The following is an 11,523-nucleotide window of genomic DNA, read 5'->3' on the forward strand; positions in this document are numbered from 1 at the left end:
AAAGCCGGGCGACTGACCTTCAGTCGTTCGGCTTATTGTGGTTACGGCGTTAAATGTTGCAAGGTATGTCTGATTGCTACTAAACCTCGATGAGTGCCTAGCCATGACTACAGAAACTCACTACACAGGAGAAGAGCGCAAAAAAAGGATTTTTGCGATTGTCGGTGCGTCTTCCGGCAACCTGGTCGAATGGTTCGACTTTTACGTGTATGCCTTTTGTGCCATTTACTTTGCCCCTGCTTTTTTTCCTTCTGATGACCCGACGGTTCAGCTACTGAACACGGCTGGCGTATTTGCCGCCGGTTTCCTGATGCGGCCTATCGGCGGTTGGGTGTTTGGGCGGGTGGCCGACAAGCATGGGCGCAAGAACTCCATGATGATCTCGGTGCTGATGATGTGCGCCGGATCTCTGGTGATTGCCTTTTTACCGACCTATGAGTCGATTGGTGCCTGGGCACCGGCGCTGCTGCTGTTGGCACGGTTGTTTCAAGGCCTGTCGGTGGGTGGCGAGTACGGCACCACGGCCACCTACATGAGTGAAGTAGCGCTCAAGGGCCAGCGCGGGTTCTTCGCGTCTTTCCAATACGTCACCCTGATTGGCGGGCAGTTGCTGGCCGTATTGGTGGTGGTGATTCTTCAGCAGTTTCTGTCAGAAGACGAACTGCGTGCCTGGGGCTGGCGTGTACCGTTTGTGATCGGGGCCATTGCGGCCGTGATTTCCTTGCTGCTGCGCCGTACCTTGAAAGAAACCACCAGCGCGCAAACGCGTCAGGACAAAGATGCGGGCAGTATCGCGGCGTTGTTCCGCGACCACAAAGCCGCCTTTATCACCGTGCTGGGTTACACCGCAGGCGGTTCGTTGATTTTCTACACCTTCACCACTTATATGCAGAAGTACCTGGTGAACACCGCCGGTATGCACGCCAAGACCGCCAGTTACATCATGACCGGTGCGCTCTTCCTTTACATGTGCATGCAGCCGCTGTTCGGCATGCTGGCAGACAAGATTGGCCGTCGTAACTCGATGCTGTGGTTTGGCGGTTTGGGCACGTTGTGTACTGTCCCGATTCTGTTGAGCCTGAAAACCGTCAGCAGCCCGTTTTTGGCGTTTGTGCTGATTACATTGGCACTGGCGATTGTCAGCTTTTACACCTCGATCAGTGGTCTGGTTAAAGCCGAGATGTTCCCACCTCAGGTCCGAGCGCTGGGCGTGGGGCTGGCCTATGCCGTAGCTAACGCGATTTTTGGTGGCTCGGCGGAGTATGTGGCACTGGGCCTCAAGTCCATGGGCATGGAAAACACGTTCTACTGGTATGTAACGGCCATGATGGCCATTGCGTTTCTATTTAGCTTCCGTTTGCCCAAGCAACCCAAATACCTGCACCACGACGTGTGATGCACGGCGCGCGCCCATGACCGGCGCGCGCCCTCAAAGGATGGATTATGAGTACGCGTAATCAACTGTTCGATGCCTACTTCACTGCCCACGCCATGGGTGAGGTGTTTTCCGATCACGGCCGCGTGCAAGCCATGCTTGACGTTGAAGCCGCGTTGGCAAGGGCCCAAGCTCGCGTGGGGTTGATCCCCGAGTCAGCGGTGGAACCGATTGCGCAGGCTTGCCAGGCACACCTGTATGACTTTGATGCGTTGGGCCAGGCCATCGCCAGCGCCGGTAATTCCGCAATTCCCTTGGTGAAAGCATTGGGCAAGCAAATTGCCAGCACCGATCCCGAGGCGGAACGTTACGTGCACCTGGGTGCAACGAGCCAGGATGTGATGGACAGCGGCCTGGTGCTGCAATTGCGCGCTGCCTTTGAACTGGTCGAACGGGACCTGGCGCTGATGGGCGACGTATTGGCCCAGCAGGCGCAACGCTATGCCACGACGCCGCTGGCGGGGCGCACGTGGTTGCAGCAGGCCACACCCGTCACATTGGGTATGAAAATCGCCGGTTGGCTGGGGGCTGTCAGCCGCAGTCGCCAGCGCCTGCATGAACTGAAGCCGCGATTGCTGTGCCTGCAATTTGGTGGCGCGTCGGGCACCCTCGCCGCACTGGGTGACCAGGCCATGCCGGTGGCCCATGCATTGGCGGATGAACTGAGCTTGAACCTGCCCGATCAGCCCTGGCACACCCAGCGCGATCGTTTGGTGGAGTTTGGTGCGGTGTTGGGGCTTATTGCCGGCAGCCTGGGCAAGATGGGGCGAGATATCAGCCTGCTGATGCAAACCGAAGCGGCCGAGGTATTTGAGCCGTCTGCGCCCGGCAAGGGCGGGTCTTCGACCATGCCGCACAAACGCAACCCGGTAGGTTGTGCGGTGCTGATCAGCGCCGCGACCCGTGTTCCCGGGCTGCTGAGCACGCTGTTCAGCGCCATGCCACAAGAGCATGAGCGCAGCCTCGGGTTGTGGCATGCCGAGTGGGAAACCTTGCCTGAAATCTGTTGCCTGGTGTCTGGCGCATTGGTGCAGGCGCTCAATATGGCCCAAGGCATGGAAGTGGATGGCGGGCGCATGCTGCGTAATCTGGACCTTACCCACGGGTTGGTACTGGCAGAAGCGGTCAGCATCGTATTGGCTCAACGGGTCGGGCGCGAAACGGCGCACCATCTGCTGGAGCAATGCTGCAAGCGCGCGGTGGCCGAACAACGGCACTTGCGTGCGGTGCTGGGCGACGAGCCTCACGTCACTGAGCACCTCTCAACAGACGAACTGGATCGCTTGCTCGATCCGGCCCATTACCTCGGTCAAGCGACGACGTGGGTCGAGCGCGCGCGGGCCGAGCATTTTGCGATTCAATGATAAAAAGGAGCACTGCGTGGGACGTGTACAACTCGCTGAAGGTGAACTCAACTACCAGCTCGACGGGCCGCAAGGTGCGCCGGTATTGGTGTTGTCCAACTCGCTGGGCACGGATCTGAACATGTGGGATACCCAGATTCCAGCGTTCAGTCAGCATTTTCAGGTGCTGCGTTATGACACGCGCGGTCACGGCGAATCATTGGTGACCGAGGGCCCTTACAGCATCGAGCAGTTGGGTAAGGATGTGTTGGCGCTGCTGGACGCGCTCGATATCCAGCAGGCACATTTTTGCGGGTTGTCCATGGGCGGGTTGATCGGCCAATGGTTGGGAGTCAATGCCGGTTCGCGACTGAAAAAATTGGTGGTTTGTAACACCGCAGCCAAAATTGGCGAGCCTGCCATGTGGAACCCGCGGATCGAAACCGTGCTGCGCGAGGGAGCACCGGCCATGGCCGGGCTGCGCGATGCGTCCATTGCCCGCTGGTTTACCCCGGATTACGCCCAGGCCCACCCGGATCAAGCCAAGCGCATCACTGACATGCTGGCCGCTACCTCGCCCCAAGGTTACGCCGCCAACTGTGGTGCGGTGCGCGATGCCGATTTTCGTCAGCAGTTGGGTGCCATTGAGGTGCCGCTGCTCGTGATCGCAGGCACTGAAGATGCCGTTACGCCGCCCGCGGGCAGCCATTTCATCCAGCAGCAGGTGCACGGAGCCCAGTACGCCGAGTTTTACGCGGCCCATTTGTCCAACGTGCAGGCTGGCGACGCGTTCAGCCAATGCGTCGTGGATTTTCTGTTAGCTGAACACACGGCTTGAGGAACACTTGATGGACGAGCAACAACGCTACGACGAAGGCATGAAGGTACGCCGCGCGGTGCTGGGCGATGCCCATGTGGACCGCAGCCTGAACGCATTGACCGAGTTCAACAGTGAGTTTCAGGAGATGATCACCCGCCACGCCTGGGGTGATATCTGGACTCGCCCCGGCTTGCCGCGGCATACCCGTAGCCTGATCACCATTGCCATGTTGATCGGGATGAACCGCAACGAAGAGCTCAAGCTGCACCTGCGTGCTGCGGCCAATAATGGCGTGACCCGTGCCGAGATCAAGGAAGTGCTGATGCAGAGCGCGATTTACTGCGGTATCCCGGCAGCCAACGCCACGTTCCACCTGGCGGAGTCCGTGTGGGATGAGTTGGGGGTTGAGTCCCGCGAGTGAAGAGCCGGGGGCATTCGACACCCTGAACAACAAACCCGCCAATTGGCGGGTTTGTTGTTTAAACGCGAGGTATCACGCTTTTGGGGGGGTATCCGGGATGGGATGGTTTTGCCCGGTCTGTTCGTACCAACCACCTCCCAAGGCCTTGTACAGATTGACCTCACTGGTCAATTGCGACAAGCGATCGGTGATCAACGATTGCTGAGCACTGAACAGCGAGCGCTGTGCATCGAGGAACGTCAGGTTGCTGTCGATGCCAATGCGATAACGGCGTTCGGCTAACCGGTAGTAATCCTGGTTGGCGTTGACGAAATCGTTCTGTGCCTGCAACTGCTGATTGTAGGTCTGGCGCGCTGCCAGGCCATCCGAGACTTCCTGGAATGCCGTCTGGATCGCCTTCTCGTACTGAGAAACGGTGATGTCCTTCTGGATTTTCGAGTAGTCCAGGCTCGCGCGCAAAGCCCCTGCGTTAAAGATCGGCAGGTTGATTTGCGGTGAGAACAGCCAGGTGCCGGAGCCCCCCTTGAACAACCCGGACAGGTCCGGGCTCAAGGTCCCGGCATTGGCCGTGAGGCTAATGCTCGGGAAGAATGCAGCCCGTGCTGCACCGATATTGGCGTTGGCGGCCAGTAACTTGTGCTCAGCTTCGAGAATGTCCGGTCGACGTTGCAGCAAGTCGGACGGCAAGCCTGCCGGCATGTCATTCAACAGGTCGGCTGCCAGCGGTTTACTTGCCGGCAGGTTCTCCGGGATGGTCGTGCCCAGCAACAGCGCGAGGCTGTTCTGATCCTGAGCCACCTGGCGGGTGTACCGGGCCAATTGCACTTTGGCGTTTTCGACCGATGTGCGCGACTGGCTCAGTTCCAGGGCTGAAGCGACGCCCACTTCATTGCTGCGCAAGGTCAGTTTGTAGCTTTCGTCGAAGGCCTTGAGCGTGTCTTCGGTGAGCTTGAGCAGCTCTTTATCCGCCTGCCAGGTCAAGTAAGCATTGGCGACACTGGCCACCAGACTGATCTGGGTGGAACGTCGGGCTTCCTCAGTTGCGAAGTAGTTTTGCAGCGCTTGATCGCTCAGGCTGCGCACCCGGCCAAACAGGTCCAGTTCATACGCGCTGACCCCAAGGGTCGCCGAGTATTGGCTGGTGATGCCGGATTCGCCGGTTTGTGACAAGCGCGCCGGGGTGCGTTGACGGCTACCGCTGGCATTGGCGCTCACGGCCGGGAACAGGTCAGCCCGCTGAATACGGTACTGCGCGGCATACGCATCAATGTTCAACGCGGCGACCCGCAGGTCGCGGTTGTTGACCAGCGCGGTCTGAATCAACTGCTGCAGGGCCGGGTCATGGAAAAACTGGCGCCAGCCTTGTTCCGCAGCGGCCTGGTTGGCCGCCTCGGTTGGCGAGTAGGCCGGGCCTTGCGGGTACTGCGCGGCGACCGGCGCTTCAGGGCGCTGGTAATCCGGGATCAGTGAGCAGCCGCTCAGCGTAAACGCCGTGACGGCCAGGGCTAGAAGGGACTTGCTCATTGGCCAGCCTCGTTGTTTGGAGTTTTAGTCAGATCCGCAGCGGTCTCAGGCTGCTTTTTGCTGCCAATGGCCGACACGGCAACAAAGAACAATGGCACCCAGAAGATGGCCAGGATGGTTGCACTCAGCATGCCCCCGATGACGCCTGTACCGATGGCGTGTTGGCTGCCGGAACCTGCGCCATGGGAAATCGCCAGCGGGATAACGCCGAGGATGAAGGCCAGCGAGGTCATGATAATCGGGCGCAAACGCATGCGGCACGCTTCAATGGCTGCTTCAGTCAGGGTGCGTCCTTGTTCATGCAACTCTTTGGCGAATTCGACGATCAGGATGGCGTTTTTGGCTGCCAGCCCGATGGTCGTTAACAGCCCCACCTGGAAGTACACGTCGTTGGACAGCCCGCGCAGGCTGGTGGCCATCAACGCACCGATAATCCCCAGGGGCACAACCAGCATGACCGCAATCGGGATCGACCAGCTTTCGTACAGAGCCGCTAGGCACAGGAATACCATCAGCAGAGAGATCGCGTACAGGGCAGGCGCTTGCGAGCCTGACAGACGTTCCTCGTAAGACAGGCCTGTCCAAGAGATACCTACGCCTGGCGGCAGCTTCTTGGCCAAGGCTTCAACTTCAGCCATCGCCTCGCCGCTGCTGTAGCCCGGAGCCGGAGTACCCAGGATTTCCATGGCTTCGACGCCGTTATAGCGCGACAGTTTTGGTGGGCCATAAGTCCATTCACCGCGGGCAAAGGCCGAGAACGGAACCATCGTGCCTTCAGCGTTGCGCACGTACCATTTCTTCAGGTCTTCAGGGTTCATCCGCGATTCGGCATCGCCCTGCAGGAACACTTTCTTCACGCGCCCACGGTCAATGAAGTCGTTGACGTAGCTGGCACCCAGGCCAATGGACAGCGTGCTGTTAATGTCCGACAGGCTCACGCCTTGGGCGCGGGCGGCCTCATCGTCGATGATCAGGCGGTATTGCGGTTCATCGTTCATGCCGTTTGGCCGCACACCGGCCAGCACCTTGCTTTGGGCGGCCATCCCCAGGAACTGGTTACGGGCCTCCATCAGCTTCTCGTGACCGATACCGGCACGGTCTTGCAGGTAAACGTCAAAACCGGTGGCGTTACCCAGCTCCATAACGGCCGGCGGGGCAAAGGCGAACACCATGGCATCGCGGAAAGTGGAGAAGTGTTTCTGGGCCCGCGCGGCCAGCGCAAATACGCTGTTGTCCGCATCACGGTCGCCCCAGGGCTTGAGCATAATGAACGCCATGCCCGAGCTTTGACCGCGACCCGCAAAGTTGAAGCCGTTTACGGTAAAGACAGAAGACACGGCCGCCGATTCATCCGTGAGCAGGTACTCACGCATGCGATCGATAACATCCTGCGTGCGCTCTGCGGTGGTGCCCGGTGGCGTTTGAACCTGTGCAAACAGTACGCCTTGGTCTTCTTCCGGCAGGAAGGAGGTAGGGATACGGGTGAACAGGAACACCATGCCGACCACGATCAGTACGTAGGCCAGCAGGTACGGTGCCTTGTGGCGCAGAATGCTGGCCACGCTGTTTTCGTACCGCTTCACGCCGCTGTCGAAGGTGCGGTTGAACCAGCCGAAGAAACCGCGCTTGTTCTCGCCGTGATCACCTTTGGCAATCGGCTTGAGCATGGTGGCGCACAGGGCCGGGGTGAAGATCAGGGCAACCAGTACCGAGAGGCCCATTGCTGACACGATGGTGATGGAGAACTGGCGGTAAATCACACCTGTAGAGCCGCCGAAGAAGGCCATCGGCAGCAATACAGCCGACAGCACCAGGGCAATACCCACCAGAGCACCCTGGATCTGGCCCATGGATTTCTTGGTGGCTTCTTTAGGCGACAGGCCTTCTTCGGCCATCACCCGCTCGACGTTTTCCACCACAACAATGGCATCGTCCACCAGCAAGCCGATGGCCAGTACCATGCCGAACATGGTCAGGGTGTTAATGCTGAAGCCCGCTGCGGCCAGAATCCCGAAGGTACCCAGCAACACCACAGGCACCGTCATCGTGGTGATGATGGTGGCGCGGAAGTTCTGCAAGAACAGGAACATCACCAGGAACACCAGTACGACGGCTTCAACCAGGGTTTCAACCACACCCTTGATCGAGGCGGAGACCACTGGCGTGGTGTCATAGGGGTAAACCACTTTCATGCCTGGCGGGAAGAACGGTTCCAGGTCTTTGATGGTCTGACGCAGTGCCTTGGCGGTGTCCAGTGCGTTGGCACCGGTCGCCAGTTTGATGGCAAGGCCCGATGACGCTTTACCGTTGAACTGAGCGCTGATGCTGTAGTTCTCGCCGCCCAGGGCGACGTCAGCGACGTCTTTCAAGCGAACCTGGGAACCGTCGGTGTTGACCTTGAGCAGGATTTTATTGAACTCCTCGGCGCTCTGCAGGCGCGTTTTGCCGATGATGGTAGCGTTCAGCTCCTGGCCTTTGACGGCTGGCAGGCCACCCAATTGCCCGGAAGACACCTGTACGTTCTGAGCCGCGATGGCCGACTTAACGTCCACCGGTGTCAGGTTGTACTTGTTCAATTTGGACGGGTTCAGCCAGATACGCATCGCGTACTGGGCACCGAACACCTGGAAGTCACCCACACCTTCGGTACGGGAGATCGGGTCCTGCATGTTGGACACGATGTAGTTGGACAAATCGTCCTTGTTCATGGTGCCGTCTTCCGACACCACGCCGATCACCATCAGGAAGTTTTTCACCGCCTTGGTCACACGGATGCCCTGTTGCTGAACCTCTTGAGGCAACAGTGGCGTGGCCAGGTTGAGCTTGTTCTGCACCTGAACCTGAGCGGTATCGGGGTCAGTGCCCTGGTCGAAGGTGGCGGTGATGGTCATGCTGCCGTCAGAGTTACTTTCCGACGACACATAACGCAGGTGGTCAATCCCGTTGAGCTGTTGCTCGATCACTTGGACCACGGTGTCCTGCACGGTTTGCGCCGAAGCGCCCGGGTAGCTCACAGAGATCGAAATGGCCGGAGGTGCAATGCTCGGGTATTGGTTGATGGGCAGTTTGAGAATCGATAGAGCCCCGACCAGCATGATCACCAGGGCAATTACCCAAGCGAAAATCGGACGGTCGATAAAAAATTTCGACATGGTTTATTCCCCTTTGCTGCCCGTAGCTTTTTCAGTTGCCGGGGCGGATGCCGGGGTTTCGCCTTGTGGTTTTTCCATGATTTTGACTTCAGCACCGGGTCTGATGTATTGCAGGCCGTCTGTAATCAATCGATCGCCAGCGTTCAGGCCTTTTTCCACCAACCAGTAGTTGCCTACGGTACGGGACGCTTGAAGCACACGCAGTTCAACCTTGTTATCCGGGCCCACGACCATTGCCGTCGGTTGGCCCTTGAGGTTGTGCGTCACGCCGATTTGCGGTGCCAGAATGGCATTGCTGTCGATGCCGGCTTCCAGTTGCGCGTGGACAAACATGCCCGGCAACAAAGTGTCGTTCGGGTTAGGGAACACGGCGCGCAGCGTCACGGAACCGGTGGTTTCATCCACCGAGACTTCGCTGAACTCCAGGCGACCTTCCAACGGGTACTCGGCACCATCAGGCAGGGTCAGTTTGACCTTTGCTGCGTTTTCACCGGCCTTTTTCAAGCGGCCGTCGGCCAAATCGCGGCGCAGCTCAAGCATTTCTACAGAAGACTGCGTGACGTCCACATAGATCGGGTCCAGTTGCGTGATCACAGCCAGCGCATTGGCTTGACCGCTGGTGACCAGAGCCCCTTCGGTGTACAGCGAACGCCCGATACGACCCGACAGAGGGGCCAGAACTTTGGTGTAACGCAGGTTGACCAGTGCAGTATTCAGCGCGGCTTCAGCCTGCAAGCGTGCCGACTCGGCATTGTCGTATTCCTGGCGGCTGACAGCTTGCTCAGCGACCAACTGCTTGTAACGCTCAGCCAGCGATTTGGCTGATTGCAGTGTTGCCCGAGCGCTGAGCACGTTGCTTTCATAAATAGCGGGGTCGATTTGATACAGCTGCTGACCGGCTTTGACGTCAGAGCCTTCCTTGAACAGGCGCTTGAGAATAATGCCGTTCACTTGTGGGCGAACTTCAGCCGATCGATAAGACGTCGTTCGACCGGGGAGATCAGTGGTCAGGGTAAAAGGTTGAGTTTTCAGCGTGACAACGCCGACCTGAGGGGTTTGCGGGGCAGGTGCCGCCTCTTCCTTTTTACATCCGCTGAGCAGGGATGCCAGGGTGACGGCAGCAACCAGAGCAGTAACAGCTGGCTTGAATTGCATGAAAGTCCTCGGGTCAGGCACGCGAAAGCGCACAAGAATAGTGGAAGGGTAAAGAAAGCTGTTCCGGGTGGATAAGTAGCTTGCTATGAAATATACTTACATTCGTGTCTGTTTGTAAATAGACGAGGCACGCTGTACCGAACGCCGCAGGGCCCTTTTTAAAGCCTGTAGCAGGCCGGGATAAGGCATAACAAGCGCCACCCGATGTTGGTTTGGATAAGCGATCGCCGGTATCCGGATTCTTCTGATTGAGGTTTTTATTGTCATGGCGCGTCGTACCAAAGAAGAGGCTCAGGAAACCCGGAGCAAAATCCTCGAATCGGCTGAGCAGGCCTTTTATGAGCGGGGCGTTGCGCGTACCACCCTCGCGGACATAGCGGCTCTGGCAGGTGTGACGCGAGGCGCTATCTATTGGCACTTCAGCAACAAGGCCGAGTTGGTGCAGGCCATGCTGGACAGCTTGCATGAGCCGCTTGAAGAGATGGCCAAGGCCAGTGAAAGCCAGGACGAACTGGACCCGCTCGGCTGCATGCGTAAGCTGCTGGTGCATTTGTTTCGTCAGGTTGTGCTCGAACCTAAAACGCGACGTATTAATGAAATTTTGTTTCATAAATGCGAATTCACTGACGAAATGAGCGATTTGCGCCGTCAGCGCCAAGTGGCGAGTGTCGACTGTAATGTTCGAATCGAGCTGGCTTTGACGAATGCCATCCATCGCAAACAACTCCCTGAAACCCTTGATGTCCACCGTGCTGCAATCTGTTTGCATGCCTATATCAACGGCGTTCTAGGGCAATGGCTGCTGGTTCCCGACAGCTTTGATCTTCATCGGGATGCTGAGTCCTTGGTGGACACTTGCCTGGAAATGCTGCGATTCAGCCCTAGCTTACGTAGGCCGGATCCGATTTGTGCATGAGTCTAGTAGCCCTAAGCCATAAGGCTAGGGAAGATTGCTGTAGAAACGCATTTTGATACACGACGGCCTTTATATACGTCTATGGCGCAGCTTTAAAGCCAATGGGCTGAGTATTTTGTAGGTTAAGTGTTACGGCTGAGTTAAGGAAAGAGGGCTCATCCAAGTCGTATGAGCAAGCAGAGGGCCCACAGGTCAGGTCCGTTTCCTACTGAATATACGGGGTGTGGCTGACTAGCCTGTATCTGGTTTCTTGAAGTCGTATCAGCGCTGTGCACGACGAGCGCCCTCTCAGCCCTCATATGGTCTGACCTGCGGACCCTGTTCCCAAAACGCAAAAAGCCCCGGCTCACAGTGAGGCGGGGCTTTTTTACTGCAGTGCGGCTTAGCGTTCCAGATCAGCGATCTTGTTCGGCTTACCGTCCCACTCTTCCGCGTCCGGCAGAGCGTCTTTCTTTTCAGTGATGTTTGGCCAGATTTCGGCCAGCTCCACATTCAGCTGAATAAAGTTTTCCATGCCGGCAGGGATCTCATCTTCAGAGAAAATGGCCTGTGCGGGGCATTCAGGCTCACAAAGCGCGCAGTCGATGCACTCATCCGGGTGAATCACCAGGAAGTTCGGGCCTTCGTAAAAGCAGTCCACCGGACAGACTTCTACGCAGTCGGTGTACTTGCACTTGATGCAGTTGTCGGTGACGACGAAGGTCATTTCTAATTCTCTCCTCAGGCGGCGGCGGCAAAATCCTTCCAGTTCAGGTTC

At 57.8% G+C, this 11,523-nt stretch carries 9 protein-coding genes; 5 read left to right on the forward strand and 4 right to left on the reverse strand.

The window, feature by feature from the left end:
* The first annotated feature begins 103 nt into the window (after window positions 1-103).
* From Q1W15_RS15545 to pcaC, 4 genes are read left to right on the forward strand one after another with little or no spacing between them, the layout of a single operon-like run.
* Entirely contained in the window at window positions 104-1,396 is a 1,293-nt protein-coding gene (locus Q1W15_RS15545) for an MFS family transporter (RefSeq protein ID WP_300730073.1), read from the forward strand.
* Between the two features lie 47 nt (window positions 1,397-1,443).
* Window positions 1,444-2,799, forward strand: coding sequence for a 3-carboxy-cis,cis-muconate cycloisomerase (locus Q1W15_RS15550; protein ID WP_300730074.1), 1,356 nt, complete (start codon window positions 1,444-1,446; stop codon window positions 2,797-2,799).
* Between the two features lie 16 nt (window positions 2,800-2,815).
* Window positions 2,816-3,616 carry a 3-oxoadipate enol-lactonase gene (pcaD, locus tag Q1W15_RS15555; protein WP_300730075.1) on the forward strand — a complete coding sequence of 267 codons (801 nt, stop codon included), beginning with the start codon at window positions 2,816-2,818 and terminating at the stop codon, window positions 3,614-3,616.
* A 10-nt stretch (window positions 3,617-3,626) separates the two neighbouring features.
* On the forward strand, window positions 3,627-4,019 hold the full coding sequence (gene pcaC / locus Q1W15_RS15560; RefSeq protein WP_300730076.1) for a 4-carboxymuconolactone decarboxylase: 393 nt from the start codon (window positions 3,627-3,629) through the stop codon (window positions 4,017-4,019).
* A gap of 72 nt (window positions 4,020-4,091) precedes the next feature.
* On the opposite strand, the gene Q1W15_RS15565 is transcribed toward pcaC, so the two are convergent.
* From Q1W15_RS15565 to Q1W15_RS15575, 3 genes are read right to left on the reverse strand one after another with little or no spacing between them, the layout of a single operon-like run.
* Complete coding sequence (locus tag Q1W15_RS15565) at window positions 4,092-5,543, reverse strand: AdeC/AdeK/OprM family multidrug efflux complex outer membrane factor (RefSeq protein WP_300730077.1); 1,452 nt, start codon at window positions 5,541-5,543, stop codon at window positions 4,092-4,094.
* Window positions 5,540-8,695 carry an efflux RND transporter permease subunit gene (locus Q1W15_RS15570; RefSeq protein ID WP_300730078.1) on the reverse strand — a complete coding sequence of 1,052 codons (3,156 nt, stop codon included), beginning with the start codon at window positions 8,693-8,695 and terminating at the stop codon, window positions 5,540-5,542. Before Q1W15_RS15570 ends, Q1W15_RS15565 begins: the two co-directional genes overlap by 4 nt.
* A 3-nt stretch (window positions 8,696-8,698) precedes the next feature.
* Window positions 8,699-9,850 (reverse strand): efflux RND transporter periplasmic adaptor subunit, encoded by a 1,152-nt coding sequence (locus tag Q1W15_RS15575; protein WP_300730079.1) that lies wholly within the window; start codon window positions 9,848-9,850, stop codon window positions 8,699-8,701.
* A gap of 265 nt (window positions 9,851-10,115) precedes the next feature.
* Between Q1W15_RS15575 and Q1W15_RS15580 the strand changes: the two genes are divergently transcribed.
* A complete protein-coding gene (locus Q1W15_RS15580) occupies window positions 10,116-10,766 on the forward strand; it encodes a TetR family transcriptional regulator (RefSeq protein ID WP_300730080.1) in 651 nt (216 codons plus the stop codon).
* A 382-nt stretch (window positions 10,767-11,148) separates the two neighbouring features.
* Here Q1W15_RS15580 and fdxA read toward each other — a convergent pair whose 3' ends face one another.
* Window positions 11,149-11,472, reverse strand: a complete 324-nt coding sequence (gene fdxA, locus Q1W15_RS15585; protein WP_300730081.1) for a ferredoxin FdxA — start codon at window positions 11,470-11,472, stop codon at window positions 11,149-11,151.
* Window positions 11,473-11,523 lie beyond the last annotated feature (51 nt).

It is taken from the genome of Pseudomonas sp. (assembly GCF_030150285.1).
Taxonomy (GTDB): Bacteria; Pseudomonadota; Gammaproteobacteria; order Pseudomonadales; family Pseudomonadaceae; genus Aquipseudomonas.

What these genes read in the sequence shown, in the direction of transcription:
- pcaC (WP_300730076.1), top strand. Translation starts at nt 3,627, where the DNA reads ATGGACGAGCAACAACGCTACGACGAAGGCATGAAGGTACGCCGCGCG.
- Q1W15_RS15565 (WP_300730077.1), bottom strand. Translation starts at nt 5,543, where the DNA reads ATGAGCAAGTCCCTTCTAGCCCTGGCCGTCACGGCGTTTACGCTGAGC.
- fdxA (WP_300730081.1), bottom strand. Translation starts at nt 11,472, where the DNA reads ATGACCTTCGTCGTCACCGACAACTGCATCAAGTGCAAGTACACCGAC.
- Q1W15_RS15580 (WP_300730080.1), top strand. Translation starts at nt 10,116, where the DNA reads ATGGCGCGTCGTACCAAAGAAGAGGCTCAGGAAACCCGGAGCAAAATC.
- Q1W15_RS15570 (WP_300730078.1), bottom strand. Translation starts at nt 8,695, where the DNA reads ATGTCGAAATTTTTTATCGACCGTCCGATTTTCGCTTGGGTAATTGCC.
- Q1W15_RS15575 (WP_300730079.1), bottom strand. Translation starts at nt 9,850, where the DNA reads ATGCAATTCAAGCCAGCTGTTACTGCTCTGGTTGCTGCCGTCACCCTG.
- Q1W15_RS15550 (WP_300730074.1), top strand. Translation starts at nt 1,444, where the DNA reads ATGAGTACGCGTAATCAACTGTTCGATGCCTACTTCACTGCCCACGCC.
- Q1W15_RS15545 (WP_300730073.1), top strand. Translation starts at nt 104, where the DNA reads ATGACTACAGAAACTCACTACACAGGAGAAGAGCGCAAAAAAAGGATT.